This is a genomic window from Acinetobacter gerneri DSM 14967 = CIP 107464 = MTCC 9824 (assembly GCF_000368565.1).
Classification (GTDB): Bacteria; Pseudomonadota; Gammaproteobacteria; order Pseudomonadales; family Moraxellaceae; genus Acinetobacter; species Acinetobacter gerneri.
Genome location: NZ_KB849537.1, coordinates 28213 through 49388, shown reverse-complemented (window position 1 = coordinate 49388; position 21176 = coordinate 28213). Strand labels below are relative to the sequence as shown.

18 protein-coding genes are annotated in these 21176 nt (G+C 37.7%); 10 read left to right on the top strand and 8 right to left on the bottom strand.

Annotated features, from left to right (window positions below):
- Positions 1-23: 23 nt before the first annotated feature.
- On the top strand, positions 24-587 hold the full coding sequence (locus tag F960_RS01975; protein WP_004856759.1) for a TetR-like C-terminal domain-containing protein: 564 nt from the start codon (positions 24-26) through the stop codon (positions 585-587).
- Positions 588-666: 79 nt separating this feature from the next.
- Here the strand turns inward: F960_RS01975 and F960_RS01970 are convergent, their stop codons facing one another.
- Positions 667-1311 carry an arylesterase gene (locus F960_RS01970; protein ID WP_004856754.1) on the bottom strand — a complete coding sequence of 215 codons (645 nt, stop codon included), beginning with the start codon at positions 1309-1311 and terminating at the stop codon, positions 667-669.
- A gap of 12 nt (positions 1312-1323) precedes the next feature.
- Here F960_RS01970 and F960_RS01965 point away from each other — a divergent pair, with 12 nt between their 5' ends.
- Together F960_RS01965 and F960_RS01960 are read left to right on the top strand one after the other, a co-directional pair.
- Complete coding sequence (locus F960_RS01965; protein WP_004856751.1) at positions 1324-2055, top strand: ABC transporter ATP-binding protein; 732 nt, start codon at positions 1324-1326, stop codon at positions 2053-2055.
- A gap of 1 nt (position 2056) precedes the next feature.
- Positions 2057-4567, top strand: coding sequence for an ABC transporter permease (locus F960_RS01960; RefSeq protein ID WP_004856750.1), 2511 nt, complete (start codon positions 2057-2059; stop codon positions 4565-4567).
- A 156-nt stretch (positions 4568-4723) separates the two neighbouring features.
- Here F960_RS01960 and F960_RS01955 read toward each other — a convergent pair whose 3' ends face one another.
- The gene (locus F960_RS01955; RefSeq protein ID WP_004856747.1) at positions 4724-5542 is read right to left on the bottom strand and encodes a rhomboid family intramembrane serine protease; all 819 of its coding nucleotides are present in this window, start codon (positions 5540-5542) and stop codon (positions 4724-4726) included.
- Between the two features lie 77 nt (positions 5543-5619).
- Between F960_RS01955 and mtgA the strand changes: the two genes are divergently transcribed.
- Both mtgA and ppk1 read left to right on the top strand, forming a co-directional pair.
- A complete protein-coding gene (gene mtgA, locus F960_RS01950) occupies positions 5620-6294 on the top strand; it encodes a monofunctional biosynthetic peptidoglycan transglycosylase (protein WP_004856743.1) in 675 nt (224 codons plus the stop codon).
- Between the two features lie 185 nt (positions 6295-6479).
- Positions 6480-8561, top strand: coding sequence for a polyphosphate kinase 1 (gene ppk1 / locus F960_RS01945; RefSeq protein WP_035373768.1), 2082 nt, complete (start codon positions 6480-6482; stop codon positions 8559-8561).
- A 79-nt stretch (positions 8562-8640) separates the two neighbouring features.
- Here ppk1 and F960_RS01940 read toward each other — a convergent pair whose 3' ends face one another.
- Entirely contained in the window at positions 8641-9171 is a 531-nt protein-coding gene (locus F960_RS01940; RefSeq protein ID WP_004856738.1) for a helix-turn-helix domain-containing protein, read from the bottom strand.
- A gap of 85 nt (positions 9172-9256) precedes the next feature.
- On the opposite strand from F960_RS01940, the gene F960_RS01935 reads away from it, so the two are divergent.
- Complete coding sequence (locus F960_RS01935; RefSeq protein WP_020846921.1) at positions 9257-10243, top strand: DMT family transporter; 987 nt, start codon at positions 9257-9259, stop codon at positions 10241-10243.
- 271 nt (positions 10244-10514) lie between these two features.
- On the opposite strand, the gene F960_RS01930 is transcribed toward F960_RS01935, so the two are convergent.
- Positions 10515-10961, bottom strand: a complete 447-nt coding sequence (locus F960_RS01930) for a GNAT family N-acetyltransferase (protein WP_004856731.1) — start codon at positions 10959-10961, stop codon at positions 10515-10517.
- 150 nt (positions 10962-11111) lie between these two features.
- On the opposite strand from F960_RS01930, the gene cysD reads away from it, so the two are divergent.
- Both cysD and cysN read left to right on the top strand, forming a co-directional pair.
- The gene (gene cysD, locus F960_RS01925) at positions 11112-12020 is read left to right on the top strand and encodes a sulfate adenylyltransferase subunit CysD (RefSeq protein WP_171066239.1); all 909 of its coding nucleotides are present in this window, start codon (positions 11112-11114) and stop codon (positions 12018-12020) included.
- Between the two features lie 113 nt (positions 12021-12133).
- Entirely contained in the window at positions 12134-13747 is a 1614-nt protein-coding gene (gene cysN, locus F960_RS01920) for a sulfate adenylyltransferase subunit CysN (protein ID WP_004856724.1), read from the top strand.
- A 267-nt stretch (positions 13748-14014) separates the two neighbouring features.
- Here the strand turns inward: cysN and F960_RS01915 are convergent, their stop codons facing one another.
- A complete protein-coding gene (locus F960_RS01915) occupies positions 14015-14890 on the bottom strand; it encodes a DMT family transporter (RefSeq protein WP_004856723.1) in 876 nt (291 codons plus the stop codon).
- Between the two features lie 519 nt (positions 14891-15409).
- Between F960_RS01915 and F960_RS01910 the strand changes: the two genes are divergently transcribed.
- Positions 15410-16405: an NAD(P)H-quinone oxidoreductase gene (locus F960_RS01910; RefSeq protein ID WP_035373770.1), complete on the top strand. Its 996-nt coding sequence runs from the start codon at positions 15410-15412 to the stop codon at positions 16403-16405.
- Between the two features lie 78 nt (positions 16406-16483).
- Here the strand turns inward: F960_RS01910 and F960_RS01905 are convergent, their stop codons facing one another.
- Positions 16484-17497, bottom strand: coding sequence for a zinc-binding alcohol dehydrogenase family protein (locus F960_RS01905; protein ID WP_004856717.1), 1014 nt, complete (start codon positions 17495-17497; stop codon positions 16484-16486).
- A 148-nt stretch (positions 17498-17645) separates the two neighbouring features.
- Between F960_RS01905 and F960_RS01900 the strand changes: the two genes are divergently transcribed.
- Positions 17646-18155: a hypothetical protein gene (locus F960_RS01900; protein ID WP_004856713.1), complete on the top strand. Its 510-nt coding sequence runs from the start codon at positions 17646-17648 to the stop codon at positions 18153-18155.
- Positions 18156-18229: 74 nt separating this feature from the next.
- Here the strand turns inward: F960_RS01900 and F960_RS01895 are convergent, their stop codons facing one another.
- Positions 18230-19573: a CitMHS family transporter gene (locus tag F960_RS01895; RefSeq protein WP_004856712.1), complete on the bottom strand. Its 1344-nt coding sequence runs from the start codon at positions 19571-19573 to the stop codon at positions 18230-18232.
- Positions 19574-19804: 231 nt separating this feature from the next.
- On the bottom strand, positions 19805-21133 hold the full coding sequence (gene paeA / locus F960_RS01890) for a polyamine export protein PaeA (RefSeq protein ID WP_004856710.1): 1329 nt from the start codon (positions 21131-21133) through the stop codon (positions 19805-19807).
- Positions 21134-21176 lie beyond the last annotated feature (43 nt).

Below are 21176 nucleotides of genomic sequence, written 5' to 3'. Positions count from 1 at the left end.
TATATTTGAGGTGGAATGAATATATGTCGAAGGTGGTTGCAGGATTACGTCCGGGGGGACGAAGCGCGCGTATTCAAGAGGCTGTGCATCAAGCTGTTTTAGATCTGCAAGCTTCAATGGATCATGCTCAGATGACTATTCCATTGATTGCAAAACAAGCAGGTGTAACACCTTCTACGATTTATAGACGTTGGGGCTGTCTAGCTACATTATTGTCAGATGTGGCTTTGGCAAAATTACAGCCTGATAGTATGCCTCAAGATTATGGCTCATTTCAGGCTGATTTGACGGCTTGGTTTGAACAATATTTTGAAGAATATTCATCTGAAGTGGGACATCATTTGTTAGTGGATATTTCATCCAATCCAGAAAGTGATGATCGAGAGCAATGCTATGAATTGGTAAGTCAACAACTCCAAGTCATCATTGATCGTGCTAAACAAAGAAATGAGCCTTACATAGAGGTGCAATTGATAATAGAAATCATTATTTCACCCTTGATTTACATGATTTTATTTTCAAAAAAACAACTTGAAATGGATTATGCTCATCAGCTTTTAAAGCGTTTATTTGAAGATTATCTTTAGGGTCTGTTGATATTTCAATTTTAGCCAACAACGCAATTCAGTTGTGAAATGTCAACAGCTCCTAACTTTGCTTTTATTTTTAAAGTGCTTTTTGAATATAAGGATAAGCATTATCTAACAAAAGTTTTTGGGCATCGTTATTTGGATGAATCTGATCTTGTTGCATCAAATGGCGATTACCTGCAATACCTTGCATGAAAAAAGGTAGAAGTTTCACACGATACTGTTGGCTAACAACACGGTAATTATTTTCAAAAGCTGTGCTATATGCTTTCCCATAATTTGGCGGAATTTTCATACCAAATAAAATGACATTGGCTTTGGCTTTTTGACTTTGTTGTACCAATGTTGCTAGATTTTTTTGGATCATTTGCGGTGGTTGTCCACGCAGCGCATCATTTCCCCCGAGTTCTACCACAACGATATCAGGTTTATACGTTTGCAGTAGTTTTGGCAATCTCGCCAAAGCGCCACTGGTTGTTTCTCCACTCACGCTAGCATTGACCACTTTATGTTGTTTCGGATAATGTTGGTCTAACCGTTGTTGCAATAATTTAACCCAAGCATGGTTAGGATCTACCCCGTAACCAGCACTAATACTATCGCCTAAAATCATAATGGTTTTTGCGGATACAGCTAAAGGACTGAGGCTTAAAGTAATAAGAGTTAAGCCTGTTAAAAATTGATTTTTCGTATTTGATCTTAAAAATTTAAAAGTTTGCATAAAGGCTTGTCTATGACTCAACATCATCCTGTTTCATCCATCATGCCACAAAGTATCATCCGCGCACATGGGCTTACGCAAAGTATTCAATTGCATAACAAAAAACTGACTATTTTGGATGATTTAGATCTAGAAATATTTGAAGCTGAGCAAATCGCGATCACAGGGCGTTCGGGTTCAGGAAAATCAACTTTATTGGGCATATTGGCGACTTTAGATCAGGCAAGTTCGGGTGAATTGTATGTTTGTGGGGAGGCTATACATTCATTAAATGAAGAACAGCGTGCTCAAGTAAGGCTTAAAAATATTGGATTTGTATTTCAATCTTTCCAGTTATTACCGCATCTTTCTGCGCTAGAAAATGTCATGTTGCCTTTACGTTTACACCCAGATTTCCAGTATAAAAAAGCAGAGCTTAAAGCATTAGATTTACTCAAAAAAGTAGGATTGGAAGATCAGGCAGAGCAAACACCAAAAGTTTTATCGGGCGGAGAACAGCAACGTGTCGCGATAGCACGTGCACTGATTTCAGATCCAAAAATTATCTTTGCAGATGAACCTACAGGAAATTTGGATGGAGATACAGCAACTGAAATTGAGCAATTATTATTTGAATTAAACCGTGAAATGGGTACAACCTTGGTGCTGGTTACCCATGATCCTGAGCTTGCAATGCAGTGCCAACGACATCTCGAATTGCACAATGGAAAATTGATAGAACATTCAATTGAAAAGGTGATTTGAAATGATGGCATTATTTAAGCCGTTATTTCGGCAAAGTTTTCAAAGCTCAGGAATTTATTTGTTGATCATTGCGCTATGTCTAGCGATTAGTGCGACCACTGCACTCAAGTTTAGTAATGATCAAATAAAGCATGCTGTAGAGCTTCAGGCTGCAAAAATGCTAGGGGCAGATTTAGTTTTATCTGACAATGAACCGATTGCGAAAAGCTGGAAAGATCAAGCAAAAAAAATTGGTTTAACATCCTCAGAAGTGACCATGTTTGGGTCAATGGCACATACCCAAAATCAATTTGTGATGGTCAATGTAAAGGCAATTGATAGTGCATTTCCTCTACGCGGGGAACTTAAAATTGATCCTGGTCTCAAACAGATTCAGTCAGGTGAAGTGTGGCTGAGTCAAAGAGCGATGGATTTATTGGGTGCCAAAATAGGGGAGTCTGTTCAGATTGCTGATGGCACTTTTAAAGTTTCAGGTCTAGTGAAATATGATTCAAATCAAGAAATTGGTTTTTCATCATTTTCACCTACTGTCATTATTTCTAGTCGAGACATTGCAAAAACCAATGCAATCCAAGTTGGAAGTCGTATTGAATATCGTTATTTGATGTCTGGACAGTCAAAGCAAATTGAAAATTTCAAACAAATATTTAAGCAATACCAAGCGCAGGAAAAGGCTAAAAATCCGAGCAATGCCCAACAGGCGACTGCAAACTCAGCACCAGCAGATCAAGGCGAAGTCAGTAGTTTGGTCAAGCTTAGAGATGCAGGGGATGCAAATACTCGGCTGATGAAACCAATTGAAAACCTTGATCTGTTTTTACAATTGGCAAATATTTTGACGATTTTATTATGTGGTTTGGCGATCGCTTTGACGAGTCAGCGCTATGTACAGCAGAACCAAGATCATATTGCGTTGATGCGTTGTTTAGGTGCGACAAAGGCACAAATTTTTAAAGCATTTTTATTGATTTTTGTCGTGGTGATGTTCATTGCAATGATCATCGGAAGTGCGGTAGGTGTTGTTTTAGGTTATGCACTTTTACAGTTAATGTTGGGGCTCATAAATCATCTCGAATTGCAATTTTCAATTTTAGATATGATTTTAGGTCCTTTGCCGATCGCTATATTTACCAGTGCAATCGTATTGCTGGGTTTTGTTTACCCAAGCCTAAGTTCTTTGTTAAATACGCCTCCTGTACGCGTAATTCGTGAGCAAGAAAAGAAATCTAGCTCATTGATTTTTATGCTATCTGTCGGAGTGCTGAGTCTATTTGTCTTTAGTGCGGTGTTAACGCAAAATTTGCAATTGACCAGTATCGTGATTGGAGCAGTCTTATTACTTTGTGGTCTGTTATATAGTCTGGTTTGGAGTTTGCTCAAAGCGATTAAGGCATTCAAAAATCAATTTTCTAGTTTTGTTCGCATACCATCCCATACGGCATTACAAGTGACAGCGCTGGCTTTAGGTCTAAGCCTGATCACTGTACTTGCTGTGTTACGTACAGATTTATTGGAGCGTTGGCAGCAACAATTACCAGAAGGAACGCCAAATCAGTTTGTATATGGTTTACCGCCGTTTGAGCTTGAACATTTCAAACAGACTTTAAGTGAAAATCACTGGAAAAGTACCCCGTTATATCCCAACATTCGTGGTCGTTTAATCGCAAAAAATGGACAAGCGTTTACAGCAGATCAGATTGAGAAGAACAATGCTTTAAAACGTGAGTTAAATCTAACCGAAGCAAGTCATTATCCTGATGATAATAAAATTATTGCAGGTAAGAGTGGCTTAGCTCACATTGGTGAGGTTTCAGTTGAGTCTAAACTTGCTGAAGAGCTCGGTATTAAGGTTGGAGATCAACTGACTTTTAGTCTGCCTGAGGGACAGATCATTGGAAAAGTCATCAATTTACGCACAGTAGAATGGCAAAGTTTTAGTCCAAATTTCTTCTTTATTTTTGCTCCAAATAGTATGGATAAAAATGCAGGCAGTTATTTGGGAAGTTTCTATGTCCCACCGCAAGATAAGTCTAAATTGGTTAGTGTAGTACAACAGTTTCCAAACACGGTATTGATCGATGTATCTTTGATCTTGGGTGAAATTTCACGTTTAATCAATGTATTGGTACAGATTGTTACCATACTTGCCATTTTGGTTTGCTTATCAGGTTTCTTGGTTTTGATCGCTTGTATTAACTTATTAATGGATGAGCGCAAACGCGAAGTTGCATTGTTACGTTCTTTCGGAAGCTCAAAAGCTAAGCTTAAAAATTTAATGAGTTTTGAAATCGGTTTTATTGGATTTTTAGCGGGAATAGTGTCGTGCTTTTTCGCAGAAGTGATGAGTGCAATCGTGAGTTATAAAATGGAGTTATTGATCCAAGTACATTGGCAGATTTGGTTGATACTACCGATTGTGATGACTGTTTTATGTATGCTGATTGGGCGTTATCGTTTGAGTTATTTATGTGATATTGCACCTTTACAGAGTTTGCGAGAGTTTAATCAATAAGCTATAGATCGACTATTTCGTGTGATATTTTATACAGAAGATCAAGATACAAAAGAACAAGATACAAAAGATCAAGCAAAAAAATCAATCGAATGCTCAGTGAAGGGCATTCGATTGATTGCTGAAATTCTTAATAAATTGATTTTTATTTAAATATTAGTGAGTTATGCCGAGCTGATTTTTCATTTGCATCCAGATTTCCTGCCAGACGGGTGCAATCGGTTGAACCTGTGCCATTAGGTAGAGATAAATCCCATAAAGTGCTGCTGCGCCGATGATTAAGATCAAAATATATATGAATGTTCCAGCATTTTTTTTGGCTGCCAAATACCAAATAATCGCCAAAATCGCACCCATAATCATACCGCCGACATGAGCAGCATTGTTGATTCCTGTCGCAACGATACCAAAAACCAAGTTAATCGCCATAATCGTGATCAGGGAGCGTTTATCTAAAATGAGTCTTTGTTGTGGTAATGGGGCAAAAAATGACAAGGCGGTCAGTGCACCACCGATTCCCATTACAGCACCAGAAGCACCAGCACCTACACGAGGTAACAGCGAAGGATCGAAATTTTTCAATAGTTCATAGCTATGATAAATATCGATATAGCCACTGAGTAAGCTACCTGAAAGTCCCGCTAGGAGGTACATGCCAAAGAAAAAGACACGTCCAAATAAGATTTCAGCTGTATTACCAAAGACAAATAATGCCCACATATTCATCATCAGATGGATCAAACCAAAATGAAAAAACATGCTGGTAAATATGCGATAGGGTTCATATAAATAGGTCAATGGAGCAAAATCTGCACCCCAACGGATTGCATCTGCAATTTGAGGGTTGCTAATATCTACACCAATGAATATTTCCCAAATAAATAAACCGACATTGATGGCGATAAATAATACGGTAACCAAACCTATTTTTAAGCTTGGTCGTGTATAAACAGGCGGTGGAGTATATTCAGTCATTTATTATATTTCATTTGGTCAAAGTAATTTTTCAAGCTTAGCATGAAATAGAAAAATATCAGGAGTAAAGGGCTGACATGAAAGCTATTTTTGTTCGTATTTTGTTGATTTTATTCAGTCTATTTTTACTGGTACAGATTTGGATTTTTGCAAGTTTGGCATGGTGGCGTAGCAATCCTGTTGAAACTACGATGTTGATGCGTGTCACATATTGGTCGGATCAAGTTCCGATTCAGCATCAATGGCGTGATTATGATGAGATTAGTGATAATTTTAAACATGCTTTGATCGCTGCTGAAGATGCAAAATTTGTAGATCATCATGGCTTTGACTGGAATGGAATTGAAGATGCGCTACATCGAAATTTGAAAAATGACAAAGTGGTGGCTGGCGGTTCAACGATTTCTCAGCAATTGGCAAAGAACTTATTTTTATTTAATAAGCGTTCATTTGTACGAAAAGGGCAGGAAGCGATTGCCACAGCAATGATGGAACGAATGTGGTCCAAAGAGCGAATTTTAGAAGTGTATATGAACTCGGTTGAATTTGGTGATCATCTTTTTGGTATCGAGGCGGCATCACATTATTATTTTGGGAAAAGTTCAAAAAGTTTGACTCGTTCACAAGCTGCATTTTTAGCGGCAATTTTACCTGATCCAAAATTTTATCAAGATCATCGAAACAATCACAAACTTCAATACCGTATGCGATTGATTATGAAGTATATGCGCTCTACACGGATACCAGATTGATCAATGAAAATATCTTCAAGATCATAAATGATCATTGGATCTTTATTAATTTAAAGATGGGGTAATGTAAAATGATTTTAAATCAGAAAATTTTTTAAAATTTAAAACAGTTTTCATGAAATTTTATGAAATTGTCACAAATTTGAAGCATACTAGGATTAACCCTAATGTTTCAGGTTTGTGGCATGAATACAGCTGTAACGACGACACCCGCTGAATATACTTATAATGATCGTTATATCAACCGTGAATTGTCGATTTTAGACTTCCATCTGCGTGTATTGGAGCAGGCAGTCGATCCATTGCACCCATTGATTGAGCGCCTCAATTTTCTATTGATCTTTTCACGTAATATGGATGAATTTTTTGAAATCCGTGTTGCTGGTGTGATGGAACAATTGACTTTGGGCAATGAAAGCCATAGCCCAGATGGTCTGACACCAAAACAAGTTTTAGATTCGATTTCTAAAACTGCGCATGCGGCGATCGAACGTCAATATCGTATTTTAAATGAAGAAATCTTTCCAAAATTACGTGAAGCGGACATTTGTTTTTTACGTCGCGGTGAGCTGACTCCTGCACAATCTGTTTGGGTCAAAAAATATTTCCAAGAACAAGTTGCTCCTGTTTTAACACCTATTAGCTTAGATCCTGCACATCCATTCCCACGTTTAGTCAATAAAAGCTTGAATTTTATCGTGACATTGGAAGGTAAAGATGCGTTTGGTCGTCAAATTGATTTAGCCGTTGTTCCTGCACCTCGTTCATTGCCACGTGTCGTGCGCTTGCCTGATGAATTGACCGGTGGCAAAGAACATTTTGTCATGTTGTCTGCGATTATCCATGAACATGTTTCAGATTTATTCCCAGGCATGACCGCAACAGGATGTTATCAATTCCGTGTAACACGTAATGCTGACTTGGCTTTGAACGAAGATGTTGAAGACTTGGCAAAAGCATTGAAAGGCGAGTTAAGCTCACGTCGATTTGGTCGTGCTGTTCGTCTTGAAGTGACGGAAAATTGTCCTCAACATATTTATGAATACTTACTTGATGAGTTCGATCTCGATCAAGAACAGCTTTATAAAGTAGATGGTCCAGTAAACTTGGCACGTTTGGTATCCAATTTTAAACTGCCGCATTTGCGTTATGATTCATATACTCCTGCGATTCCAAAAGTATTGAAAAAAACGGAAAATATTTTTTCCGCGATGCAAAAGCAAGATATTTTGCTGCACCATCCGTTTGAATCTTTTGCCCCCGTAATCAATTTATTACGTGAAGCTGCACGTGATCCACAAGTACTTGCGATTAAACAAACTTTATATCGTAGTGGTGCAGATTCTGAAATTGTTCAGGTTTTAGCGGAAGCAGCCCGCAATGGCAAAGAGGTGACTGCGGTCATCGAGCTTCGTGCACGATTTGATGAAGAATCAAACATCGCAGTAGCCAATGTATTGCAAGAAGCGGGTGCTGTGGTTGTTTATGGCATCGTGGGATATAAAACCCATGCCAAAATGATCTTGGTTGTACGCCGTGAAAATAATAAATTGGTGCGCTACGTACATCTTGGAACAGGTAACTATCACGCAACCAATGCCAGAATCTATACGGACTATGGTTTGATGACCACGGATAAAGAGCTTTGCGAAGATGTGCATCGTATTTTCCAAGAGCTAACGGGTATGGGCAAAATGGCAAAACTGAAGAAACTTCTTCATGCACCATTTACCTTGCATACTCAGTTGCTAAATTTCATTGAAGATGAAATTGCCAATGCTAAAGCTGGAAAACCTGCGCAAATTATCGTGAAAGTGAACGCATTAACTGAAGTTCAATTGATCAATAAATTGTATGAAGCTTCACAAGCAGGTGTGCAAATTGATCTGATTATTCGTTCGATTTGTTGCTTACGTCCGGGATTGCCAAATTTATCTGAAAATATTCGTGTACGTTCGATCGTAGGACGTTTCTTGGAACATACGCGTGTTTATTACTTTAGTAATGCAGGCGATGCTCGAATTTATTGTTCAAGTGCGGACTGGATGGATCGTAACTTGTTCAATCGTGTAGAGGTGTGTTTCCCTATCGAAGATGCTGGCTTGAAAAAACGTATTTATCAACAAGGCTTGATCAATTATCTAAAAGATAATCAACAGTCTTGGTTGTTACAAGGCGATGGAACTTGGGTACGTGCTGCACCTGCTGATGGTGAAGAACCGCATAATGCACAACGTGTATTGATTGATTTATTTAGTAATCAGTAGTTTGAAAAGTGAAAAAAGCCTACATTTTATTGTAGGCTTTTTTTTGATGATTAAATTTTCTAGATAATAAGAATTTGGTTTATTTTGGATAATGCACAATATTATAAAATTGAATTTCATGACTATTTTCATTGATATAGGCATGATTTTGATCCGCAGAAAAGCGTAGAACTTCGCCCATTTTTGCAGTCATCACCTCATTTTCTAAGCCAAGTTTTACTGTATGTGAAAGCGGTAAAATATCTTCCATAACGCCAGTATCATGGGCGCATGAGTGATGCATAGTATTGGCTTTGAGCGAAATCAAAAGCACTTCATAAGCCAAATCTGGGTTATAAGCTTGTAAAATTTTGACGGAAAGCGCTTCATCTTGATGCTGCAAAACATGCTGTTCTTTTTGTTCTAAAGGTAAAAAATGACTCAATGAGGTATGAAAACCCATCGCAATTTTCCAAAGCGTTTGCACAGTTGGATTGCTTTCACCACGTTCGATTTGCCCCAACATCGCCTTGCTGATGCCCGTTTGCTTTGCTGTTTGATCTAGACTCCAGCCTTTTTCAGTGCGCAATTGCTTGAGTTGTAAAGCAATATGATCAAGCAAAATCGTCATACAAATATCTCGATGGATTGTTCTATTCAAATCGTGCGTTATAACGTACAATAGTTTTCTTGTGTAGTATAACGCACAACTGGAAATGTCACAATTCGATCAATATAGTGGTGAGTTTGGAACAATGCGCGCAATTATTTATGGCATTTTAGCTTCTTGCTTTTTTTCATCTGCATTTATTTTAAATCGTGCGATGGAGTTAGGCGGTGGAAGTTGGCTTTGGAGTTCATCACTGCGCTTTTGGTTTATGACGCCGATTTTGCTGTTGATCGTGGCTTTTCGTGGCAAATTGAAATCAAGTTTTGCCCATTTGCGAGAAAATTTTTCTGCCTATCTATTGTGGAGTACGGTTGGTTTTGGGCTTTTTTATGCTCCTTTAACCTTTGCAAGTATTTATTCACCGGGTTGGCTGGTCGCGGGAACTTGGCAAATTACCATCATAGCAGGGTCGTTATTGGTACCATTTTTAGGTGGATTTTCCAGTTCAAATAAAGTGAAAATTCCGTGGAGCGAGATCAAATGGTCTGTGGTGATTTTGCTCGGTGTGTTTATGATTTTGCTGGATCAGATGACCCAAATTAGTTTTAAACAAATGCTGGCTGGCTTGATACCTGTTGTATTTGCAGCATTTATGTATCCTCTGGGCAATCGGAAAATGATGCAAATCTGTCAGGACAAGATCCAAACGCCTGAACGGGTATTGAATATGACTATTGCCAGTTTGCCATTTTGGTTGGTTTTATCGATTATTGGTGGCGTAGAACATGGTGCACCTTCTATGTCTCAGGTCTATCAAGCCTTTTTGGTGGCGTTATTTTCAGGGGTGATTGCAACATTATTATTTTTTACGGCTACCAGTTTGGTTCATAAAAATCAAAACCAATTGGCGATCGTAGAGGCAACTCAATCAGGTGAGGTCTTATTTACTTTACTTGGTGAAATCTTGATTTTTGGTATGGCTTTACCATCTCGGACAGCATTATTGGGTGTAGCGCTGATTATTATTGGGATGATTATCCATAGTTTAGCTTCGATACGGCATCAAAAAGCACTCAAAGCCGTAGAAAGTTAGTACCACCTTGTCGGTTTTGGCTTACATCAATTTAGGGAAATAGCGAATAGGCGAAGGTCAGTGGTCAAGTTAATATATCAAACATAGGGACAGGAAGTCTCGGAACACAAAACAACAATAAACGGTTCTAGCATCAGGATGTGAGGTAGGACAGGAGTTATACCTAGCAAACCAATACGAAAAAAGCTCGACAGGATGTCGGGCTTTTTTTCTATTTATTATGTAGTTGGTTATTGATTATTTGAAATTTCACGGGATAAGTAAAAAAGCATTAAACCAAGCTATGTTTATACTGGATAAATCCTGTCTTATCTGCAATGCGATCATAAAGTAACTGCGCAGTATGGTTGTCAGCTTGAGTGAGCCAATAGACACGGTCAAAATCATTTGCACAAACCTGATAAGCATGTTCAATTAGTTTTCGAGCTAAACCTTGATTACGATAATGTTCATCAACAAATAAATCTTGCAAATAACAATACGGTTTTTCAGTCCACATACTCATATGGGAGATAAGGTGGACAAATCCTACGATTTTTCCATCTATTTCCATCGCAAATCCGAACATATCTTGCTGTGCAGAATTGGTGATACGCTTCCAAGATAAACTTATTTGTGCATCAGACATCTTTGATTTATAAAAGGTCAAATAACCCTGCCAAAGTGGTGCCCACTGTTCAAAAGAAATATCTGATAATGAGATGATATTTGTGTTCATCAAAGCTCCTTTTAAATTTTGTATATGATCTTTTGTCATATGAATATAAAAAATCGAGCAAAAGAATCAAGTTTTAAATCACTATAATGAATAAATATTCTTATATGTGTAATAAGCACGTTATCTACAAAACCGGTGTTGTCGATGTCAATAACAGAGGAAAGACTTACTCATCTTAAACAGCTTGAAGCTGAGAGTATTCATATTATCCGTGAAGTAGCTGCCGAATTTGAAAATCCGGTGATGTTATATTCGATTGGTAAAGATTCAGCTGTGATGCTACATCTTGCCATGAAAGCATTTTATCCTGCAAAACTTCCATTCCCATTATTGCATGTCGATACAGGTTGGAAATTTAAAGATATGATCAAATTTCGCGATGAAATGGCGAAAAATTATGATCTAGATATTATCGTACATCAAAATAAGGAAGGTCGTGAGGCTGGTGTAAACCCATTTGATTATGGTAGTTCAAAATATACCGACATCATGAAAACTCAAGGCTTAAAACAAGCTTTGGACAAATATCAGTTCGATGCTGCCTTTGGTGGTGCGCGCCGTGATGAAGAAAAATCACGTGCAAAAGAACGTGTTTATTCATTCCGTGACAATAAACACCGTTGGGATCCTAAAAACCAACGTCCTGAACTTTGGAATCTCTACAACGGTAAAGTGAACAAAGGTGAAAGTATTCGTGTATTCCCATTATCAAACTGGACTGAGCTTGATATTTGGCAATATATTTTCCTTGAGCAAATTCCAATTGTTCCGCTTTATTATGCTGCTGAGCGTCCTGTCGTTGAACGTAGTGGTACTTTGATCATGGTCGATGATGATCGTATGCGTTTAAATGAAGGTGAAGTTCCACAAATGAAATCAGTACGTTTCCGTACTTTGGGTTGTTATCCATTAACAGGTGCGGTTGAGTCAACTGCAAATACCTTGCCGGAAATTATCCAAGAAATGTTGCTTGCCACAAGCTCTGAACGTCAAGGTCGTATGATTGACCATGATGAAGCTGGCTCGATGGAAAAGAAAAAGCAAGAAGGCTACTTCTAAGAATCTCTCCCGACCTCTCTTTGAAAAAGAGAGGAGAAAGTCCCGCTTTTTATAAAGGGGGAAATAGGGGGATTAAAGAAAACGATTTCAAAGAATTTGTGGAGCTGTGAGCAATGTCTCATCAATCAGAATTGATTAGCCAAGACATCTTGGCATATTTAAAACAACATGAACAAAAAGACCTTTTGCGTTTTTTGACTTGCGGTAACGTAGATGACGGGAAATCTACCCTCATCGGACGTTTACTTTATGATTCAAAATTGATTTATGAAGATCAATTGCAAGCCGTAACACGTGATTCTAAAAAAGTCGGGACAACAGGTGATGCACCTGACTTGGCATTACTTGTTGATGGCTTACAAGCTGAACGTGAGCAAGGGATTACCATTGATGTAGCTTATCGTTATTTCTCAACTGAAAAACGTAAGTTCATCATCGCTGATACACCGGGGCACGAGCAATATACTCGTAACATGGCAACAGGTGCATCGACTGCGGATCTTGCAATTATCTTGATTGATGCGCGTTATGGTGTGCAAACTCAAACACGTCGTCATACTTTTATCGCAAGCCTTTTGGGTATTCGCAATATTGTCGTTGCGATTAACAAAATGGATTTGGTTGAATTTTCTGAAACACGTTTCAATGAAATTCAAGCCGAATACGATGCCTTTGTGAGTCAGCTTGGTGATCGCCGTCCTGAAAATATTCTTTTTGTACCGATTTCTGCATTGAATGGCGATAACGTCGTAAATAAATCAGAAAATACACCGTGGTACAACGGTAAAACCTTGATGAATATCTTGGAAACCGTAGAAATTTCACGTGATACGAGTAAGCATGAATTCCGATTCCCTGTGCAGTATGTCAACCGTCCAAACCTCGATTTCCGTGGTTTTGCAGGTACGATTGCATTAGGTGAAATCAATGTTGGTGATGAGATTATCGCTTTACCATCAGGTAAAAAATCTAGCATCAAAGAAATCGTGACTTATGATGGCAATCTGCAACAAGCGATTGCAGGTCAAGCAGTCACTTTAACTTTGAACGATGAAATTGATATTTCTCGTGGCAACATGTTGGTTAAAGCAGGCGAGCAACCGCTGATTTCACGTCGTGTAGATGCAACCGTGGTTTGGATGAATGATCATCCATTGGTTGTTGGCAAACTTTATAATGTGAAAATCGGTACACAAACGGTTCCTGCTAAAGTATCGAAAATTAACTACCGTACTAACGTCAATACTCTTGAGCAAATGCAAGTTGAACAACTTGATCTCAATGCGATTGCCAATGTTGTAGTTGAATTTGATGCACCAGTTGTATTTGACCGTTACCAAGATAGTCGCTATACAGGTTCATTTATTTTCATCGATCGTTTAAGCAACGTGACTGTTGGCGCGGGTATGGTTGAAGCAGCAGTAGAATGGACTGCGGATCAATCACCAGTATCTGCTGAAGATCGCGCTGCACGTTTAGGTCAAAAACCTGCTGCTGTTCAAGTTTCAAGTGAAGCGATTGCACAAGCTCAAAAAGTTGAAAGTTTATTGATTCAACAAGGCGTGGTAGCGATTGCAAAAGCTGATTTGACTGCAGAGCAAGTAACATTACTTCGTGAAACAGGAATCGTGGTTTTAACAACACTTGAGCAAGGTACAGATGTCAGCTTCTTGACAGCAAATGTTGAAGAACTCGCTGAACAAGTGGTCAAATTGGTTCGATTATAATATCGGACTGAGTAAAACCCACTGATTGATGTAATGCTGATGAGTTAAAATTTTGGATTAATATTCAAAATAAAATGCTCCCGAGCCTCTTTTTAAAGAGGGGAATGCCTAAAAGCTAAATGAATTTTAGGATTAGGAATGTTCCCTCCTTTTTTTAAGGAGGGTTGGGGGGATTTAAAATGATTAACTTGCGAGCCTTATTCATTCAGTGGGTTTTTTTATAATCGAAATTTTCAAAATCATTGATCATGCTTATAGAGAGAATATTTAGTTTTCTTTTATATTTGGTTTTCTATACACCAAATATACACCACTCAATATTGCAATAATTCCAACATAATCAAAAACATGTAGCTCTGTTCTAAAAATCAAAAAATCTAAAACAAGTGTAACCAGTGGTACAAGATAAAATAAGCTGGTGGTATTGACCAAATTTCCCGATTGCAAAAGTTTATAAAAAATAAGCTGTGCAATCACTGAAACAATAATCCCTTGCCATAATACAGGGATCCAAAATGCATAATTCATTTCGAAGTGGAAATTTTGAAAAGGAATTATTAATGCCATAAAAATCAAAGCAAGTGCATATTGTAAAGGTAATACTTGCCAAGGTTTTTCAACGATTTTTCTTTGGAATATCACGCCAACAGTAATACATAATAAGCATAAAATCGAAAATATAGTGGCGAGTACAGATAGTTTATTTACAAATAAATTATTATAAACTAAGAAAATAATTCCGATAAAACTTAAGATGAGCCCAAATAGTTTAATTTTTGAATATGATTTTTCAGTTATAAAAAAAGTTAAAATAGGCTGTAAAGCTAAAATTGTAGCCAATAAACCCGGTGATATGCCATATTGTAAAGACAGGAAATAAAATAGCGTATAACCTGTGATTAAAAATAAACCAGTTAATGCAACATATCGATAAGAAGTATTTTGAGGTAAAAAAGACTGTTTGCTTAAAATACAATAGATAAAGATCAAAGCTGTAGAAATTAGAAACCTAAAAAATAAAAATGCTAAAGCATTACTATGCTGTAAGCCCCATTTGGTAAAGATGGCAGCACCACCCCAGAGTAGTACAAACACAGTAATGTAGAAAACCCGTTGCTGTTGCTGATTTTTTATAAAGTTCATTTGAGTTTTTATATCTTTAATGATTTTGAAAAATTACAGAGCCGGTAAAAGATACACTAGTGTATAAATGTTGCGGTTATTATTGTTTTTGTTAATTACTATATATACCATAAACTGATTATATAAATATTTATTTTAACTGTGTGTTGCAATTTCTATATTTAGATTATTTATTATTTTAAATAGGCTATTTTTATAATTCTAAAATTAATGTTGAAAGTTCCTTCTCACTTTGGGAGAAGGTTAGGATGAGGGGATATTTTTAATAGAATCCTCACCCTAACCCTCATCCTTAAAAAAGGAGAGGGAAATTTAAATATTCATTTCATAAAATTAAGATTCGCAATCGTCAATTTCGAGCCTTTGAAAAGGAAATGCTTTGGCTAAATTTGCTCACTTTTTTATCATTTAACAAGGACTGCAAAGTTGTATACCTTTGTACCGTTTTATTCACTATTTTAAAGTGTTATGTTCAAATAGATGAAAAATTTGAATGAACAATTAACGCAGGGGCGTCAGATGAGTATTCCAAATCAAATGCAACATGTGGTGATCACAGAAGCAGGTGGACCAGAAAAATTAGCAATCATTGCAACAGCAACACCTGAACCAAAATCTGATGAAGTTCTAGTTAAAGTTCATGCATTTGGGATCAATCGCCCTGATATTTTACAGCGTCAAGGTTTGTATCCGATGCCTGCTGGTGTAACGCCTGTACCGGGTTTAGAGGTTGCGGGTGAGGTTGTTGCTGTTGGTGAAAATGTAGAAAAATTTAAAGTTGGCGATCAAGTTTGCGGTTTAACCAATGGCGGTGGCTATGCTGAGTATTGTGTTGTACCTGAGTCACAGACTATAGCGATTCCAAATGGCGTGAGCTATGTGCAAGCTGCAGCGATACCTGAAACATTTTTTACCGTTTGGGCAAATGTCTTTCAAATGGGTCGAGCAAAACAAGGTGAAACTGCACTCATTCATGGTGGATCAAGTGGTATTGGTACGACGGCTTTAATGTTGTGCCGTGCATTTGGTATCAAAACTTTTTCTACTGTAGGTTCGGATGATAAGGCACAAGCCATCTCTGATTTAACCGATGCGATCAATTATAAAACCCAAGATTTTGAAACATATATCAATGAAAAAACAGACAATAAAGGTGTCGATGTTATTTTAGATATGGTTGGCGCACCATATTTGGAGCGAAATCTGAACCTTTTACGTCGTGATGGTCGTTTGGTTTATATTGCATTTTTAGGTGGTGCAAAAGCGAAAGAGGTCAAGTTAGGTCAAATTATGATGAAGCGTTTGACCATCACAGGCTCGACCATGCGTGCGCGTAATACTGCTGAGAAAGCTGAAATCGCACAGGGTTTGATGGATAATGTTGCGCCACTTTGGGCAAAAGGTGAATGTCTACCGATGATTTTTAAAACGTTTAAGTTTGATCAAATCGTAGATGCGCATATTGCGATGGATGTCGGTGATCATATTGGCAAAATTGTAGTAGAAGTCATTTAATTTTTTTACCTAAAAATTGAAAGAATAGATGCTTAATATCAGGGTGAATGATGTAAAAATCATTCCCCCTGATTCATTTTAAAAGCCTTCCAATACAATTTTGCCGATACTCGTACCGCTTTCAATCAAACGATGTGCTTCTGTAATATTAGCTGCATTTATGGTTCCTAGATGTTTTGCAAGTGTTGAGGTGATTTTAGCTTGATCAATTTGTTCAGCAATTTTATCCAAGATCTCACCTTGGCGCGCCATATCTACTGTTTGAAATGTCGAACGGGTAAACATTGATTCCCAATGGATAGCGACTGATTTGATTTTAAATGGATTAATTACAAAATTGTCAGGGTCGTCGATCAGACCAAAATGACCTTGTGGTGCAATGATTTCAGCGATCGCTTGACGATGTTGATCTGTACCTGTTATGGAAAATATATAATTTGGCGCATCTAAACCCAGCTGGGCAATTTGCTCAGGCATGGATTGCCGATGATCAATAATATAATCAGCCCCAATTTTTTCTAACCATGCTTTTGATTCTGGGCGCGAGGCGGTTGCAATTACTTTTAGCGTACTCAATCTTTTCAATAATTGAACGGTAATTGAACCCACACCACCTGCTGCACCAATCACGAGAATAGTCGCATTTTGTTCAGGATTTTGTTCTTGTATTTTTAAACGATCAAAGAGCATTTCCCAAGCCGTAATCGAGGTCAAAGGTAAAGCTGCTGCCTCCGCAAAATCAATGCTCTTGGGTTTGTGACCTACGATTCTTTCATCAACCAATTGGTATTCAGCATAAGAGCCATTTCTTTGGTTTGATCCTGCATAAAATACCTCATCACCAATTTTAAAATTTTCAACTTTTTCGCCTACAGCCACGACAATGCCTGCTGCATCATGCCCGAGTATTTTCCAATTTTCATTGTCAGGTGAAGTGCGTTGACGCATTTTGATATCGACAGGATTGACCGAGATCGCTTTCACCTCAACTAAAATGTCGTGACCTTGAGCTATAGGCTTTTCTACCTCTATATCTTCAAATACATTTGCAGTATCGATCGGATAAGGTTTGATATAAGCAACTGCTTTCATTTTTGTATCCCACATTTTCATATGATTTATCTAATTTTTAATCACAGAATGAGCAAATGAGCAAGCCGATTTATGTTGAGCGAATTTATTATTCTTTCATGGGCAATTTGTGCGACAATATGCCTTTGCTCATTCTTTTAGGTCACTCATGACAGAACAATCTCCACACGCGTTAAGCGATATTGAAATTTTAGACATTTTACAGTCTATGCAAAATGACGAGTTAGATGCTAAAGCACAAGAGATGATTCGAAATGGGGGCAAAGCAGGTCGTCAAGAAGCGCATAAATTGGCTTTGGTCGAGTTGCACAAAGAGTTTGAGGATAAATTTGTTGAAGCTGTCACTTTGGCATTGAATTTAAATCCTGCGCAAGCAAAAAAAATCAAATATAAAAAAGATCGTATCCGTATTTTAAAAGCGCAAGGTATTGATTATTTAAAAATTGATGGTGCTGAAACTGCACAAGTTTTGGCTCAAGTTGCTCAGGCGATTACGCGTGAAGAAGCGACCGTAACGCATGATTTGCACAATATTTTCCCTTTCTGGAAAGAGGGCTGGCCTATGGTGCAATTTGACAATGCCTACAAGATTTTATCTGAAGATATTATGATTCATTATCAAGAAGTGTTAAAAGCTTTACTCACTCGCGTACATTGATCATTTTATATTGCAGATAAAAAAGAGCGCTTATGCGCTCTTTTTTAGTTTAGAGAATGAATTAAATACTTCAATCAATGTGGAATCTGAGAATAAAGTGGGAACATACCAAAAATCACAGAAGCAGCTAACATGACTAAGCAAGTAATGATTGCCCATTTGATGGTAAATTTTTGATGGTCACCAAAACCAATTCCCGCTAAGCCGCATAATAAGTATGTTGATGGCACAAGCGGCGAGAGTAGATGCACAGGTTGTCCCACAATTGAAGCACGAGCCATTTCAACAGGAGTGATGCCATAATGTGCGGCGGCTTCTGATAAAACAGGTAATACGCCAAAATAGAATGCATCATTGGACATAAAGAAAGTCAGAGGCATACTAATAATCGCGGTAATCGGTGCTAAATAAGGTCCCATACTTTCTGGAATAATCGCAACCAATTCTTTAGACATAGCATCAACCATACCTGTACCTGATAAGATGCCAGTAAAAATACCTGCGGCAAAAATAATTCCGACAACAGCTAAAGCACTGGCAGAATGATTGGCAACAAGACGTTTTTGCATATCTAGATTTGGATAATTGACGATAAGCGCGATACTCAATGCGATCATAAATAAGATAGAGGAAGGCAACACACTTTTGACTAAACAAATCATCAGCACAAGCGTCAATAAACCATTAAACCATCTTAAATGTGCACGATTTGCTTCAGGTTCTTGAGAGATCTGGATGTTGTCACCGTGACTAATATCCAGTTCAACAATACCTAGACGTTTGCGTTCCATACGACCATACATAAACCCAACGAAATACAGCCAAGCAATCGCAAATAACATTGGCAAGATCATTGGTACAAAAATGTCATTTGGATCTACATGTAAGGCACTTGCAGCACGAGCTGTTGGACCACCCCAAGGTGTTAAATTCATGATACCACTTGCCAGCATCATCAAGCAGGCCATGACCAAAGGACTCATCCCAATACGTTTATATAGCGGGAGCATCGCTGCTACACAGATCATATAAGTTGTTGAACCGTCGCCATCAAGCGATACGATCAAAGTGAGGGTAATAGTACCCAATGTGACCTTTAAAGGATCACCTTTGACCATTTTCAAAATCCATTTTACAGAAGGATCAAACAATCCTGTATCAATCATGATTGCGAAATAAAGAATCGCGAATAAAAGCATTACACCAGTAGGCGCAAGTTTTTTTATACCATCAAGCATCATATCGCCGAGTTCATTGATATGAAATCCTGATAAACCATCAACAAAGAAACTCAAAGCATAAGTAATCAGTGCAAAAAGTATTGGAATTATGGTCAGTGCGACAAGTGCAGATAAACGCTTGGACATGATTAAGTACATAAAGCAAATAATCATGCCAAGACCTAATAGGGTCAACATATAAACATTCCTTTGAATTGAGTTTTTGTTCTAGCTTTGTGCATTGAGCATATTATTAAAGAAAGTTAATAATAAAAATAATCTTTAAAAAATGTGAAATCAGATAATATTTATTAAAAAAATGTGATAAACATCAATAAAATTATTGAAGATACTCAAATAAAAGAAAGTTATTGTTATTTAAATAAAAACCTGACAATAGTCAGGTTTTGTAATATTGCATTTTAAGGTCTAATTTTCACCGAGATCTTCAATTTGTTCAATTTTATCTTCTAATAATCGAGTGACAAGTAACTGATCGATTTTAAAATGATCAACATCAACCACTTCAAATTTATAGGTCCCGAAAATGACAGTATCTGCAGGACGTGGAATCTTGCGCAGTTTATACATCATAAAGCCTGCCAAAGTTTCATAATTTTCTTGATCAGGCATTTCATCAATGGTTAAAGCATGCATGACATCTTCGATTGGGGTACTACCCTCGATGAGCCATGAGTTGTTATCACGTTTAATAATTTGCTGTTCTTCTTCCATCGGTGTGACCCAATCACCCATTACGGTGATCATGATGTCAGAAAGGGTAATCACACCGACAACGAGCGCATATTCATTGATTACAACTGCAAATTTTTCTTTAGTTGATCTAAAACGGTCCAACAGTTCTGACAGGGTTAGCGTATCAGGAATAGTCAATACGGTACGAATCGTAGATTCATTCAGCTGATTGATTTTTTGATTATTTAAAATACGTACCAAAATATCTTTGGCATCAACATAGCCAATTACTTCGTCGATATTTTCATTACAGACTAAAAACTTAGAATAAGGATATTCGGCAAGTTTTTGGCGGATACTGTCTTCGGTTTCTTTTAAAGTAAAGTAAATGACATTTTCACGCGTCGTCATACTAGATGGAACATTACGTTCTTCGAGCTCAAATACATTTTCAATAAAATGATGCTCTTGTTTTTGTAATACACCCGCTTGAGCACCTGCATCCATAACTGCGGAGATATCATCAAAGGTAATATTGTCATCACGCGTCGTATTGACTTTAAACAAACGGAATAACAGGTTGGCAATCGCATTGATGATCCAAGCCAAAGGCTTACAGATCACGATGAAAATTTGGATGGGATTGATGACTGAAACTGCAATTTTTTCTGGTGCAATCATCGCCAAACGCTTTGGCATCAAGTCAGCAAATAAAATAAATAAGGACGTCACTAAAGTGAATGAGAGAGAGAAGCTGATGGTTTCAGCCCATTGACCAGAATAAAAACGTGAAACAAAGCTGAGGAAATAAGGGCGAAACGCACCTTCACCTAAAATACCACCTAAGATGGCAACGGCATTTAAACCAATTTGCGATGCAGCAAAAAAATCTGCTGAGTTCGCTTGAAGATCTAATACCTTTTGTGCTCTTTCATCTCCCGCTTCTGCCAAAATTTTCAGCTTAACTTTTCGAGCACCTGCAAGTGCAATTTCAGTTAATGATAAAAATCCAGCACCAGCGATCAAGATAGCAATGATCACAATATTCTGAAAAAGACTCACAAATCACCTGTGTTTTGTCATTATTATGAGATATTTTTTAACA